Here is a 14,515-nt window from a genome sequence, read left to right as displayed (position 1 = left end):
GAACGATCGCGGTTCGGCTCCGGCTGGCTTCCGGCAGCGCTGCTGCGGGGTCCGGGCGCTCTTCTCACCGCACGTGCGAAGCCGTTGGCGAACCGAATCGAGATACGCGACGCGGGTAAAACTTACCCGGATATCGTCATTTTTTCCGGTTTTATCGGGTCATGCGATTCATCTGATGAATTTCACAAAAAGTCACATTTGGTTTCGGTTCCATTGCTTTATATTTCCCAACCGTTCATGTCGCATGCACCCAAACGCAAACGTTTGCTGCGTGACAAAAACATGTCCGACGGGTGCCGGTCGAGCAAGCCGGCCACGATATTTTGGGGGCACGAATGCGCATATTGGTGGTGGAGGATGATCCCGTTCAAGCCGAGGAAGTACAAAACGCGCTTGCCTCCTTCAGTCACATGATCAAGGTCGTCGTCAACGGGGAACAGGCGCTGCGGTTCCTGCGCGCCGAGTCCGTCGACGCGGTCGTGCTCGACTGGCATCTGCCCAACATGACCGGAATCGAGGTATTGAACTGGATTCGCACGCGCGCCGATGTTGAATACGGCGTGCTGTTCCTGACCAGCCGCGTCGAGGAACTCGATGTCGTGCGCGCGCTCGAGGCCGGCGCCGACGACTACCTCAGCAAACCGTTTCGCGCGGAAGAACTGGCCGCACGGGTCAATGCGCTGCTGAGGCGCGTCGCACGAAACGTCAAGCGCGACGAACAGATTCGGGCGGGCGAATACGTGCTGGACCCGGTGGAACGTGCGGTCTGGCTTCGGGACAGCAAGATCGAGCTCACGACCAAGGAATTTCAGCTCGTTGCCTGCCTGTTTCACAACCTCGGCAAGATCATGTCCCGCGAGCTTCTGGCGACGACCGCATGGGGCCGCGAGCTCGGGACGGAATCACGCTCGCTCGACACCCATATCTACAGGATCAGGCAAAAACTGAAGCTGAGCATCGAGAACGGCTTGCGCCTGTCGGCCGTCTATACGCTGGGATACCGGCTCGACCAGACCAAGGCGTCTGCCGATGCGCCGGACGATGTCCGCGGCGACGTCGACATGCTGATGGAAAGCCGCGTCTGAGTTTCGTCGCATGCGGGAGCCGGTGTTTGCGGCAGGAGGCGCTGCTTCCCGCATGCTTGCACGGGCGATACTCGCCGGCGCTTCGTCGTGGTAACGAAGCGCGATTCCGTAACGGGAATATCCGATTCCGGCGCCGCAAAGGTGTTACACATCCTGGCTATCGCCACCCCCTTCCCCATGAGTTGCCTCCACGGTGCGCGTGAAAGCCGCTGACCGATGCGCCCGGCTTTCTCGAGCTGCACTGGCGAGTCGCGCATTGGCTCGCTTTAATTTCGAATTCCTATTTATTGTCGATCTTCGGTTGATAATCGTCGGCGCGCCGACAATGCGCCCGGCGTTTTCTCGCTGATTCACGCGCGGAGGATCGCCGCTGACCATCCACGCACAAGCAGATGCAATCAATTTCGGGTAATAGGCGTCACCGCACTTTATCAATTAACCAGGAAGTGACAAATGTTCACTTTTTAATTCAAAGCTTCCCTCCTAATATCTAACATCACAACGATCACTTAATTAATTCGACATTAATTTCAATGCTCAAACAAGCCCATCAAAATTAATCGACCGTCATTTTTTAAAGAACCGTCGTATAGAAAAAATTGTATTTTTTAAAGTAACGGCGGCCTGCCGCCGAGCAATACTTTTCATATTGAGATAAGTGAATGGAAAATATCGTGAAGCGCCCCAGGGTCGCCGAGAGTGCGTGCCGTCGTATCGCGAGCGACTTTTCCGGCACAACCGCACGCCCGATTCGTGCAACCTCGACCCAGCTCCACGCCCGGCCCGACATCCGTTTCCGGTCGAGCGAACTCGGTTCATTCCGGGCTTTCCATACAAGCATCACTTGATGCCTCGATCAGAAGATCGCTGCGTTGCTTCGTTTTCAATTCTCAGTTAGCACAACTACTCAGTCCGCATTGATATAGATTTCTCTTTTACAGAGGTCGGAAAAAATGAACCGAGTGCACAAGGTCATATGGAGCAAGGCGCGCGGCGCGCTCGTCGCCGTATCGGAAGTCGATACGGCCGGCGGAAAAGGGAAACCGGGAGCGTCAGGTGCCGTTGACCGACGTGGCGAAGCCATCGACGGCGAATGCTCCGTCAAGCATCGTGCAGCGGCTGCCCGGTCGATCGAACGCATGCGGCAACCGTCCATGCGAGCGGTCGTCGCCGCTTCAATCGGTATCTTCGCCGCGGGCATGCCGGCGTTGGGGTACGCGCAGGCACAGGGATCGGTCACGGTCAACGGCCTCAACTGCAACCCGGCCGCCGCATTCACCAACTCGATTGCTGCCGGTTGCTCCGCCAATGCTGCCGGCCCGGGAGCGATCGCACTCGGCTTCGCCGCCGGTGCGGGTGGCGGCAATGCAGTCGCACTGGGTGAACACACGCAATCGAACGGTAATGCGTCAACCGCCATCGGCGCTGCTGCGACCGCGACCGCGGACAGTAGCGTGGCGCTCGGTGTGCTGGCCACGGCCTCCGGAACGATCAATGCGATCGCGATCGGCGCGAATACCATAGCGAACGGGACCAGTGCGACAGCGACCGGAGCCAAAGCGCTCGCGAACAACACGGGCACGAGCGCTTACGGGCAGGCCGCGACGGCGTCCGGCAGCAGCGCTACGGCAATCGGCGGCAACGCCACGGCGAGCGGGACTGGAGCGACCACGTTGGGACAAGGATCGCTCGCGACCGGTACGAATGCGTCCGCGCTCGGGACCTGGTCGGTCGCTACCGCAGAGAACGCGAACGCAATCGGGGATTTCGCAACCGCGTCCGGGGTCGGCAGCACGGCATTGGGTCCGGGAGCCCGGGCTACCGCGGACAACGCGGTAGCGACCGGATTGAATGCAGTCGCTTCAGCCACGTCATCGATTTCCGTCGGTAACTCGTCGACGGCGTCCGGCAATTCCGCGACGACGCTCGGCGCGGGTGGCACCGCATCGGGCGATCACTCGACCGCGTTGAGTACGCAGTCGACGGCAGCAGGCGGCTATTCGATCGCCATGGGCTTCAAATCCATCACGGCCGGCACGGCCGATGCGGGCGTGGCATTGGGTTCCGGCGCGTCCGTCAGCGGCGCATCCGGCGTCGCGATCGGCGTCAACAGCGGCGTGTCGGGCGTGAACGCGGTCGCGATCGGCCCGGGCGGCACGGCTGGCGTCCCGGGTTCGGGCACGCAGGCGACCGGCAATCAATCGGTTGCGCTCGGCTACAACGCGCTCGCCAGCGGCACCACCGCGCAGGCATTCGGCAGTCAGGCAACGGCCAGCGGCACCAGTTCGATCGCCATCGGCAATACCGCCGCGGCGTCCACGCTGTTCGGCATTGCCGTCGGCAACCTGGCCTCCACTTCCGGCGTTTCCGCCGTTGCATTGGGCCCGGGCGCCACCGCAAGCGCCGACAATACGGTCGCCCTCGGCGTGAATGCCAAAACCTCGGCAGCCAGCAGTGTCGCAATCGGTACGACTTCGCAGGCGCTAGCCGCATCGACCGTTGCAATCGGCGACACCAGCACGGTGGCGGCGGCCGCAGGCACCGGCTCCATCGCGGGCGGACACAACTCTCAGGTGACGAGCGGCACCGGCGCGGTCGCACTCGGCGAAGGTCAGACCGCAAGCGGCAACGGCGCGGTGGCGATCGGCGATCCGAACACGGCCACCGGCAACGGTGCAGTCGCGATGGGCGCCAACAACACCGCGAACGGCAATGGCGCAATCGCGCTGGGCAATACGAACGTCGCGGCCGGACAAGGCGCGGTTGCGCTCGGCAACGCGTCGCAAGCCAATGTCGCGGGCGCAGTCGCGATCGGAGACAGCGCGAACGTGCAGGCCGCAGCGACGAACGGCGTCGCACTCGGCTCGGGCGCCACGACCAGCGTGGCCAACAGCGTCGCACTCGGGGCGAGTTCGACGACCACGGCAGCTACGCCCACTGCCGGCGCGACGATCGGCGGCGTCGCCTACACCTTCGCCGGCGCAGCGCCCGCTGGCGTGGTGAGCGTCGGTGCGCCCGGCGCCGAGCGGCAGATCCAGAACGTCGCGGCCGGACAATTGAGCGCAACCAGCACGGATGCCGTGAACGGCTCGCAGCTGTTCGCGACCAACCAGCAAGTGACCGCAAACACGACCGCAATCACGAATATCAACAATGGCGTCGGGATCAAGTACTTCCACGCCAATTCGACGCTCGCGGACAGCCAGGCATTGGGGACGGACAGCGTCGCCGTCGGTCCTCAAGCCGTCGTCCAGGCCACGGCAACCAGCGGCATCGCGCTCGGCTCGGGCGCCACGACGAGCGTGGCCAACAGCGTCGCACTCGGGGCGGGTTCGACGACCACCGCGGCTACACCCACCGCCGGTGCGACGATCGGCGGTGTCGCCTACACCTTCGCCGGCGCAACGCCCACCGGCGTGGTGAGCGTCGGCGTCCCCGGCGCCGAGCGGCAGATCCAGAACGTCGCGGCCGGCCAGTTGAGCGCAACCAGCACGGATGCCGTCAACGGCTCGCAGTTGAACGCGACCAATCAGCAGGTGACCTCGAACACGACCGCGATCACGAATATCAACAACGGTGCCGGGATCAAGTATTTCCACGCCAACTCAACGCTCGCGGACAGTCAGGCGTTGGGCACCGACAGCATCGCCGTCGGCCCTCAAGCGGTCGTGCAGACCGGCGCGACCAGCGGCATTGCAATCGGTCCGGGCGCCACGACCAGCGTGGCCAACAGCGTCGCGCTCGGGGCGGGTGCGACGACCACGGCGGCCACGCCCACCGCTGGCGCGACGATCGGCGGCGTCGCCTATACCTTCGCCGGCGCAACGCCCACCGGCGTGGTGAGCGTCGGCGCTCCCGGCGCCGAGCGACAAATCCAGAACGTCGCGGCCGGCCAGTTGAGCGCGACCAGCACGGACGCCGTGAACGGCTCGCAGCTGTTCGCGACCAACGAACAGGTCACCTCGAACACGACCGCGATTTCGAATATCAACAACGGCTCGGGGATCAAGTACTTCCACGCCAACTCGACGCTCGCGGACAGTCAGGCGCTGGGCACGGACAGCGTCGCAGTCGGCCCTCAAGCGGTCGTCCAGGCCACGGCAACCAGCGGGATCGCGCTCGGCTCGGGCGCCACGACCAGCGTGGCCAACAGCGTCGCGCTCGGGGCAGGTGCGACGACCACGGCGGCCACGCCCACCGCCGGCGCGACGATCGGCGGCGTCGCCTACACCTTCGCGGGCGCGGCGCCCACGGGCGTGGTGAGCGTCGGTGCGCCCGGCGCCGAGCGGCAGATCCAGAACGTCGCGGCCGGCCAGTTGAGCGCGACCAGCACGGATGCCGTGAACGGCTCGCAGCTGTTCGCGACCAACGCGCAGGTCACGTCGAACACGACCGCGATCTCGAATATCAACAACGGCTCGGGGATCAAGTACTTCCACGCCAACTCGACGCTGGCAGACAGCCAGGCAACGGGCACGGACAGCATCGCCGTCGGCCCTCAAGCGTTAGCCGGCGCAGCCGGCAGCTTCGCGGCAGGCACCGGTGCGCAATCGGGCGCGGCAAACGCAACGGCGCTCGGCGCGCAGACGACCGCGTCGATTGCAGGCAGCGTCGCGATCGGTTCGGGCTCCGTGTCCGACCGCGCCATCGCGGCTGGCAGCGGCACCATTCCGGCCGGCAGCCATACCGTGCCGTTCAACACGTCCGACGCCACCCTGCTCGGCGCCGTCTCGCTCGGCAGTGCGGCCGGCAACACGTACCGGCAGTTGATCAACGTCGCCGACGGCACGAGCGCGCACGACGCGGTGACGGTCAGGCAGTTGACCGGCGCGCTGCAGTCGTTCTCCGTGACGCCGACGATGTATTTCCACGCCAACTCGACGGCGGCCGATTCGCTCGCCGTGGGCGCGGAGTCGATCGCGGTAGGGCCGAAGACCGTCGTCAACGGCGACAACGGCGTCGGGATCGGCAACGGTGCGACGGTTCAGCAGACCGCGCCCGGCGGGGTCGCGATCGGCCAGGCCGCGAATTCCGGGCAAGCCGATGCGATCGCGCTGGGCAGCGGCGCGAATGCGACCGGCCCGCAATCGATCGCCCAGGGCGCCAACGCGGTCGCCAGCACGTCGGGCGGCATCGCGTTCGGCTCAGGCGCGAACAGCAGCGCATCCGATGCCATCGCGCTGGGCGCCGGCGCGAGCGCAACCTTCGCGAACAGCATCGCGCTCGGTGCCGGGTCCGTCACGACGGTGGGCGCGCAATCGAACTACATTGCGTACGGCCTGAGCAGCCCGCAAACGTCGGCCGGCGAGGTCAACATCGGAAACCGCAAGATCACCAGCGTCGCCGCCGGGTCGGCCGGCACCGATGCCGTCAACGTCAGCCAGCTCGAGGCCGTCAACCAGAGCCTGACGACCATGATCCAGAACATCAGCAATACCAACGGCGGCACCGGCGGCTTCCCGTCCACCCCCGGCTCGTCGAACCCGGCCAACTCGACCGGCTCCAACTCGTCGGCCGGCGGCAACGGCGCGGTCGCCTCGGGCTCGAACAGCACGGCGGTCGGCAACGGCTCGACCGCGTCCGGCACCGGCTCGACCACGCTCGGTGCGGGCTCGACGTCGACAGGCAACAACTCGCTGGCAATCGGTGCAGGCAGCAACGACGGCGGACGAAGCAACGTCGTATCGATCGGCACCTCGACCTCGCCACGGCAAATCACGAACGTCGCGGCGGGCACCGCCCCCACCGACGGCGTCAACGTGCAGCAGCTGAATGCGGCAATCGGCAACGCGAACGCTTATACCGACGCGAAGATTCAAAGCCTGCGGCGCGACGCGGACGGAGGAACGGCGAGCGCCATGGCCGTCGCGGGCCTGCCGCAGCCGTCCGGGCCGGGCAAGAGCATGGTGGCGATCGCCGGCAGCGTCTATCGAGGCCAGTCGGGACAGGCAATCGGCATCTCCACGATCTCGGACAACGATCACTGGATCTACAAGGCCGCCGTGACGACCAACACGCGCAACGACTACGGCGCCGTGATCGGTGCGGGTTACCAGTGGTAATCGCGTGAGCCGGCGTCCAACGGCGATGCACGGCCACCGCGCGCGACGTTCCGCAGGGCGTCGCCGCGGTGCGCGGGTGTGCTGCTTCCTATTCGACGAGAGAAAATGATCATGAAAATCCACTGGGTACTTGCGCTGTCCGTCAGCCTGTTTTCCGTTGCCGCCCTCGAAGGCTGTTCGGTCGACGGGCCGCCCAAATTTCCGGATCCGCGAGCCGCGAGCCCGAAGGGCGGCACGTTCGTGAACGTGGGCAATCTGCGTAATGTCGGGCCGGGCCTGAACAAGGACCAGATGTTCGACCTCCTCGGCCCGCCTCACTTCAACGAGTGGTTCGTCGGCGGCCATGTGTGGAACTACCTGTTCGACTTCCGTCGCGGCAATGAAGTGATCTCGTGCCAGTACCAGGTCCGCTTCGACCGGCAGATGAAGGTCAGCAACACGTACTGGCGCGATTCCGCCTGCGAGGATTTCGTGCATCCGAAACCTGCCGCTGCCGTCGCCGCAACCGAGCCGCCGGCCGCGCCCCTCGAGCAGTTCACGCTGCAGAGCGATGCGCTGTTCGCGTTCGGCAAATCGGGCCTCGACTCGATGCTGCCGGCTGGCAGGGCGCAACTCGACAATGCGATCGAGCGAATCAAGCGCCATGCGGACGTGACGCGCATCGCCGTCGTCGGGCACACCGACCGTATCGGCAGCGACAAGGTGAACGAACCGCTGTCGCGTGCACGCGCACAGACGGTCCGCGGCTACCTGGTCTCGCACGGCCTGAACGGCAGCATCATCGACGCGGACGGTGTGGGCTCGAGTCAGCCGGTCACGCACTGCCCCGAAGGCCGGAGCGCCGCCGTGATCGCTTGCCTGCAACCCGATCGCCGCGTCTCGATCACCGTGAGCGGCCGCAGCTGAACGCAGCGAAGCCGGCAGCGCCGATCGCGCCTCGCCTGCGCGACCGGCGCTGCCTGTCGAGCCGACAGGCGAAAACGGCATCGCGCGCTGCCGGGCGGCCGATCGCGCACTGCCTGTGCACGGTGCGCTGCGCGACCATTCTGCAATCCAAATGATCGAATCGGGCCGCCATGGCAGCCGGCTCGCCAGGTTCGAATCGCCTTCCCCTGGGCAAGTCGTGGGTCGGGCACCACGCGCGCAAACCCGTATCCCCTGCAGTTTTGACTGGCGACAAGATCCGACGACGCCAATCCCGTCACCCGGTCGAAACCCACCAGCACTCTGGATTCGATGACGAGAAGGGTCGGGGTTTATGTGGATGGAAGCAGCATGGACGCGAATGGCGGCCACATGATGCGATATGAAGTATTGCGCGCGCGCCGGCCGCGCCGGTGCCACGATCCAGAGGCTGCACGCGTATCTGAGCGTCGACGAACGCCGCGCGGCCCGCTCCGTCGACTACGAGGCGCGAATCAAGGGTTATCAGGCGGTGCTGCGGGACAAGGGATTGCGCGTCACGGTGAAGCCGCTCAGGCACTACGCCGACGAAGACGGCACGGAGACGGTCAAGTCCAATTCGGATCTCGGCATGGCGATCGACACGTTATCGAAATCCGACCGGCTCGATACGGTTCTGGTCGCAACGAGCGACGGCGATTTTGTCGAAGTGGTGAAAGCGCTGCAGAAGAAGGGCGGCCGGGTCGAATTGCTGGGTTTCGACAACGTCCCGTTCGACCTGCGGGATGCCGCCGATCAGTTCATCGGCGGCTATCTGGTTCCCGGCCTGCTTCCGGTTCGCGATTCGGCGCCCGGCCTGCCTGCGTGGGGGCAAGCCGGTTCCCGCGTGCGCGGCCTGTGCAACCGGTTCGAGCCGGACGACGGATACGGCTTCATCGCGTTCCGGTCCGCCCTGCCCGATGCGCCGCTGCTCGCGGCCGCCGAGACCAGTCCGGCGTACTTCCGCAGCGGCAGCGTGCAGGACCTGTCCGTGCTCGCCCGGCTGCCGTCGAGAAATACGGTGCTCGAATTCGAGCCGGCATCGCCGGCGAAGCAGAACGGCGCGCCCGAGGCGCGACGGATCCAGGTCGTTTCCGGCGCCTGACGCCGCGGCTTCACGACGATGTGCTTCATCCCGGGTGCGGAGCGCCGGTGCAGACGGATGGCGTCGCCATCCGCCATGCCGATTCGCGCAACGCCGGCACCGCGGTCAGTGACCCAGCGCCGTGTCGTGATCGTGTTTCGACAGGAACATGAGAAAGGTAGTCCCTTCGCCGAGCGTCGACCGCACCTGCAATTTCCCGCCGAGCGAATCCACGACCGTCTTCACGAACGCGAGCCCGAGGCCGTGCCCGGACAACGACGAACTTCCGTCCAGTTGCGTGAATTCCCGGAACAGCTTTTCGCGGTCCTGGTCGGAGATCCCGATTCCGTAATCGGTCACGGCGATCTTCACATGCTGCTCGGTCGCCGACAGCTCCACGTCGACGGTGGACGCTTCCCGGCCGAACTTGATCGCATTGCCGATCAGGTTCACGAACGCCCGCCGCAGCAGCTGCACGTCGGCGATCGTGCTCAGCCCCGGCTCCGCAACCAGGTTGACGACGGTGGATTTCGCGCTCGCCTGCGGCAGCAGATCGTCGACGGCATCGCCCAGCACCAGCGCGGGGTCGACCGGCGACAGCTTCGGCGGCAGGTTCTCCGCCTTCGCGAGGAACAGGAAATCGTCGGACAGGCTCAGCGCGCGCGTCGCATACTGCGAAACCAGTTCGGCAAACCGCGGCAGCGTATAGCGCGACGGATCGCGACGGACCTGCGAAACCAGCGCGAGGATCGACGCCTGCGGCGAGCGCATGTCGTGCGACAGGAATCGCAAGGCCATGTCGCGCTGCCGCTCGGCCAGCCGCATCGACGACACATCCGCCACGTGAAAGACCAGCGCGCCTTCACGACCGGTGGACGCCCGGATCGGCGCGCACTTGATCAGCAACGACAGCCCGCCTCGTGCGTTGGCGATTTCGATGCCCTGGTCGAGCTGCGATTTCGTCTGCGCCGACAGATCGTCGCCTTCCGGCCATCGATTGAGCGATGCCAGTGCCTGCGTGGCGAATTCGCTGGCCCGATGCGATGCGGTGATCTGGAACAGCACGTCGGACACCGATCGCCCCGCCGGCGTGCTTCTCGATACCCGATGCGCATCCAGTTCGCCGCACAACGCCGCGGCCCGCTTGTTCGCCAGCAGCACGGTGCCGGTGGTCGACGCGATCAGGGTCGCCTCGGGGAGGCTGTCGACCCATTCGTCGATCAGCTCGCGATACCTGCGTACCTGCTCTTTCAGCGACGCGGCGTGGCCGATGCGGCGCTGGACCGGGTCCATGAAATACCTGGCCGGAACCGGCTTCGCCGGCAGCGACGGTTCGGTCCGCATCCTGTCGGACAAGCCGGCGACGAAGCGCAATACGGCCTCCAGACGGCGCCACGACAGCAGCAGACAAGCCAGCGCGCAGACGAACATGCCGGTGGCGGGCGGCACGAGCCGATCCGCGAAACGGAACATCGCGAACGCGGCCGCCGCGATCGCGACCGAGAGACCGAACGAGGCGGCCAGGCCCGCGCGGGGACTCGACAGGTAAAGCCATGCGCAAATCAGGCAGACGATCATCTCGTTGAACAGCAACTCGCCGACGAAGCCGACCGGGCGCGGCATCGCGCGCGCAGCGAGGACGTCCGTTTCGACACCCCGTCCGCTCGCGGCCGCGAGCGACGGCGCGTTGACCTGCGGCCACACCGATAGCGTGCCCACATCGCCGGCGTACGCACGAATCACGACCGGACGGCTGCGCAACAGGTTCGGCGATACCGTCCCGTCCAGGACATCGATGTACGAATAGCGTTCGACGCGCCGGTTGCATCGAAGCAACGCCGGGTATGAACAGGGTTCGTCGGCGCCCTCGACGCCGGCGCCGCGCGACGGCGATGCCGTACCGGCACTGCCGCGGCCCGGCGCATCGCTCGCGGCACGGCCGGGGGAACGGCCCGCACCGGCACCGCGCAGGCTCGCGAGGTCGATATCGATCGCCGTGACGCCGCTTTCGGCAAGCCGATCGAGCATCCGGATCCGGGCTTCTCCACTGAACGGCCAGCCGCCGAGGCGCTCGACGGTGCGATCGTCGACCACGATCGTCGCCAGCGGCTCGGCGGTGCTGCCATGCGCCAACCGAAACGCGAGATCGAAAAATGCCAGATCGACGCGATACAACGCGTGGCTCGCGGTCAGCACCAGGCAGACCAGCACGAGTGCGAACGTCAAGGCGCCCCACTCCTGCGCGAGATGGGTGCCGGCCAGCGCTGCCGCCGGGTTGACTCCATTACGTGAACCACGCAATCGCGTACGGAAAAATCTTCCTAGCATGTCAATTCGACAATGTTTCACCAATATCGCATCGGACGACACTCGAAATCCGGCCCACCGGATTTGGAGAATCCGAAAAAGCAAAAGCCGGTAATCCAGGCACCCATCTCAACTCGAACATCCTTTCAATTTCATTGACAACCGACCAGAATCAATTCACGTACAAACGGTGTAATTATACATGATTTCGTAAACAATATTGACATCGATTTATTTCCACTATTCGCAAATCAAATAAAATAAGATATCGAATAATATTTAAACCATTCGCCGTCGCAGCCAGGTTCAAATAGCCACAACAACTCCTTTATATACAAGGCACTGCACATTTTTCAGGCGACCCTTAAATTCACCAAATAATTACATATTTCCCGGCATTAATTCACGCAAAAATCGCAATCATTAGACGCCACATAAAATCGATACCATCAAAACAAAGTTACATTTGTTCAATATTTAAAGTTGAAAATCACGGATTCACTCAATAGAATTCCCCCATCGAACACGCGGCACCCCTCGGCTCGGCCCATCAATACATTCATGAATCGCACACTTGTTTCCCATCATCCGCTCAGCGATGCCGAACGAGGACTTCACCAGGACGAATTCTTTTTCCTGCTGCAGCCCAAATTCGCGCTGCAGGCATTCGACCTTTCCGGCTTCGAATGCCTGATCCGCTGGCAACATCCGGAACGCGGCGTCCTCGAACCGGTATCGTTCATCAGCATGGTCGAGGATTCGTTCCTCGCCGGACGCTTCACCGAATTGCTCGTCCGGCTGGCGACGCGCACGCTCGCGCAATGGACGGCGGCCGGCCACGACGCGCTGTCGCTGGCGATCAACCTGTCGTCGCTGGAACTCGGGCAAGCGGATTTCCCCGAGCAGCTGTCTACCCTCCTTGCATCCCACGATCTCGACCCGCGCCGCCTCGAGATCGAATTGACCGATGCCGTTGCCCCCGACCGGCTCGACTGGCTGGTGGAAGCCATTCATGCCGCGCAAACCGTCGGGGTACGGGTCGCGCTCGACGACTTCGGCGCCGGCTTCAATTCGCTGACGCTGCTGCAGCAACTGCCGGTGGACATCGTCAAGTTCGATCGCTCGCTGATTCGCGACGTGCCGCACAACGGCGAGTCCGCACGCGTGGTCGAAACCCTGGTGCACCTCGCCAAGGATCACGGCAAGCGAATCGTGATCTCCGGCATCGAGACGGCGGCGCAACTCGACTGGGCGGCAGCGCTGCCCGGTGTCGAAGGCCAGGGGTTCTACCTCGGTGAACCGCTTCCGGAGCAGGACATCGAGGCATTTATTACCCGCTGTTCCCGCCATGCTCATTCGAGGATGTAAATGCAACCGTATCCCCGGCAACCGGGCGAGCATGGCCGCACGTGACTCGCGGCCATCATAGAACGGCGTGTTGGCTCACAAAGTGAACCTTTGTCACCGTCGCGGCCCTGACGGAAAGAACCGGCGAGCACCGGAAAGAAACACGCCGTTCGACGCGGCCAGCGCGTACGCGCTTCGCGTGAAGCAACGCGTGCAGCAGCCCACGGATGCGGGCCGCTGCGAACGATCGTGTCGAGAAAAAGGAAGCGCAGCCTACCAGCGGATCAGCGCCGCGCCCCACGTGAAGCCCGAGCCCATCGCGGGCGTCAGAACGAGATCGTTGTCCTTGATGCGTCCGTCGGAAACGGCTTCGCAAAGCGCCAGCGGAATCGACGCGGCCGACGTGTTGCCGTGCTTGCCGACAGTGAGCACGACTTTCTCCATGGGCAGATTCAGCTTCCCGCCGAGGGTTTGCACGATTCGCTGGTTGGCCTGATGCGGCACGACCCAGTCGAGATCGTCCTGGGTCAGGCCATGCGCGTCGAGTGCTTCCTGCGACGCCTCGGCGAGATTCACGACGGCATGCAGAAACACGTCGCGCCCCTCCAGATGCATCTTGCCGGCGCTTTGCGTCGACGATACCCCGCCGTCCGTGTGGATCTTGTCCTGATACCGTCCGTCGGAATGCAGATGCGTGGAGAGGACACCGCGCGGCTTGTCGCCGTCACGCCGTTCACCGCGCAACACCACCGCGCCCGCCCCGTCACCGAACAGCACGCAGCTGTTGCGATCATGCCAGTCCACGATACGCGACATCGTTTCCGCACCGATCACGAGCGCGGTACGCGCCTGGCCCAGCCGGATCATGTTGTCGGCCACCGAAAGCGCGAATACGAAGCCCGAGCACACGGCCTGCACGTCGAACGCCACGCCGCCATGCATGCCGATGGCCTCCTGAACGCGCACGGCCGTCGACGGCATCGTACGATCGGGTGTGCAGGTCGCGAGCACGATGAGATCGACGTCGGCCCCGCCGATACCGGCGTGATTCAGCGCCGCCTTCGCGGCGCCGATCGCGAGATCGGACGTATTCTCGCCGCGCGCCGCGATGCGGCGCTCCTTGATTCCCGTGCGCTGCGTGATCCACTCGTCGGTCGTGTCGACCATGCGCGCGATCTCGTGATTCGTCATGCGGCGTTCGGGCAGTGCCGACCCGCAACCGAGGACGCGCGACATCCAGCCGTCCGCGCGATTGATTTCCGCCATCTTCTGTACTCCGATTAAATTCGACGAAGCGCCGGGCGGCCAACCGGCTCCGGGCCGGCGCACGCGTGTTACCAGTTTCCGGCGCTCGCGCCCTCGCCAGCCTCCGCGCCGGCGCCGGTATCCTGCGGGCTCAGCGATACAAGATGCTCTGCGAGCGAGATGAAGGTCGGGTAATCGTAGAGCACCGTGTCGTCGATCTTGATCTTGAGCCGCTCTTCGAGGAAGAACGCCAGTTCGACCGAATGCATCGAATCGAAGCCCGCATCGGCAAAGGTCTGATCGAGATCGGTCGGCACCTGGAGGTTGTTTGCTTCGGTCCATTCCTGAATCCAGGCAAGAATGGTCCGCGCGGTCACCTTGGACCCCTTGATGGTTTCAGCTTGAAGTTGATCGCTCATGGTATCGATTTCCTGAAGTCGGAC

The 14,515-nt window shown here is 64.4% G+C and carries 8 protein-coding genes and 1 pseudogene; 6 read left to right on the top strand and 3 right to left on the bottom strand.

Going from position 1 to position 14,515, the window contains the following annotated elements; genetic code table 11:
* Nucleotides 1-335: 335 nt before the first annotated feature.
* From ACWMMN_RS33770 to ACWMMN_RS33750, 5 genes and pseudogenes are all read left to right on the top strand, one after another.
* The gene (locus ACWMMN_RS33770; RefSeq protein ID WP_174992344.1) at nt 336-1,085 is read left to right on the top strand and encodes a response regulator transcription factor; all 750 of its coding nucleotides are present in this window, start codon (nt 336-338) and stop codon (nt 1,083-1,085) included.
* Nucleotides 1,086-2,038: 953 nt separating this feature from the next.
* Nucleotides 2,039-2,137, top strand: a pseudogene (locus tag ACWMMN_RS33765) (ESPR domain-containing protein); the annotation flags it as partial.
* A gap of 366 nt (nt 2,138-2,503) precedes the next feature.
* A complete protein-coding gene (locus ACWMMN_RS33760) occupies nt 2,504-7,147 on the top strand; it encodes a YadA-like family protein (protein ID WP_486424487.1) in 4,644 nt (1,547 codons plus the stop codon).
* 111 nt (nt 7,148-7,258) lie between these two features.
* Entirely contained in the window at nt 7,259-8,053 is a 795-nt protein-coding gene (locus tag ACWMMN_RS33755) for an OmpA family protein (RefSeq protein WP_422674395.1), read from the top strand.
* 400 nt (nt 8,054-8,453) lie between these two features.
* Nucleotides 8,454-9,194, top strand: a complete 741-nt coding sequence (locus tag ACWMMN_RS33750) for an NYN domain-containing protein (RefSeq protein ID WP_486424405.1) — start codon at nt 8,454-8,456, stop codon at nt 9,192-9,194.
* Nucleotides 9,195-9,299: 105 nt separating this feature from the next.
* Here the strand turns inward: ACWMMN_RS33750 and ACWMMN_RS33745 are convergent, their stop codons facing one another.
* Nucleotides 9,300-11,399 carry an ATP-binding protein gene (locus ACWMMN_RS33745; protein WP_340625912.1) on the bottom strand — a complete coding sequence of 700 codons (2,100 nt, stop codon included), beginning with the start codon at nt 11,397-11,399 and terminating at the stop codon, nt 9,300-9,302.
* Between the two features lie 564 nt (nt 11,400-11,963).
* Here ACWMMN_RS33745 and ACWMMN_RS33740 point away from each other — a divergent pair.
* Nucleotides 11,964-12,848, top strand: coding sequence for an EAL domain-containing protein (locus tag ACWMMN_RS33740; protein ID WP_486424404.1), 885 nt, complete (start codon nt 11,964-11,966; stop codon nt 12,846-12,848).
* 252 nt (nt 12,849-13,100) lie between these two features.
* Here ACWMMN_RS33740 and ACWMMN_RS33735 read toward each other — a convergent pair whose 3' ends face one another.
* Together ACWMMN_RS33735 and ACWMMN_RS33730 are read right to left on the bottom strand one after the other, a co-directional pair.
* On the bottom strand, nt 13,101-14,093 hold the full coding sequence (locus ACWMMN_RS33735; protein ID WP_174992340.1) for a beta-ketoacyl-ACP synthase III: 993 nt from the start codon (nt 14,091-14,093) through the stop codon (nt 13,101-13,103).
* A gap of 68 nt (nt 14,094-14,161) precedes the next feature.
* Entirely contained in the window at nt 14,162-14,491 is a 330-nt protein-coding gene (locus ACWMMN_RS33730) for an acyl carrier protein (RefSeq protein ID WP_486424403.1), read from the bottom strand.
* Nucleotides 14,492-14,515 lie beyond the last annotated feature (24 nt).

It is taken from the genome of Burkholderia cepacia complex sp. TUM26381 (assembly GCF_057439935.1).
This window is presented reverse-complemented; position numbering and strand designations above follow the sequence as displayed.

Excerpts from the sequence above, each read along its gene's own strand:
- ACWMMN_RS33770 (WP_174992344.1), top strand. The coding sequence starts at position 336 with ATGCGCATATTGGTGGTGGAGGATGATCCCGTTCAAGCCGAGGAAGTA.
- ACWMMN_RS33755 (WP_422674395.1), top strand. The coding sequence starts at position 7,259 with ATGAAAATCCACTGGGTACTTGCGCTGTCCGTCAGCCTGTTTTCCGTT.
- ACWMMN_RS33750 (WP_486424405.1), top strand. The coding sequence starts at position 8,454 with ATGAAGTATTGCGCGCGCGCCGGCCGCGCCGGTGCCACGATCCAGAGG.
- ACWMMN_RS33735 (WP_174992340.1), bottom strand. The coding sequence starts at position 14,093 with ATGGCGGAAATCAATCGCGCGGACGGCTGGATGTCGCGCGTCCTCGGT.
- ACWMMN_RS33730 (WP_486424403.1), bottom strand. The coding sequence starts at position 14,491 with ATGAGCGATCAACTTCAAGCTGAAACCATCAAGGGGTCCAAGGTGACC.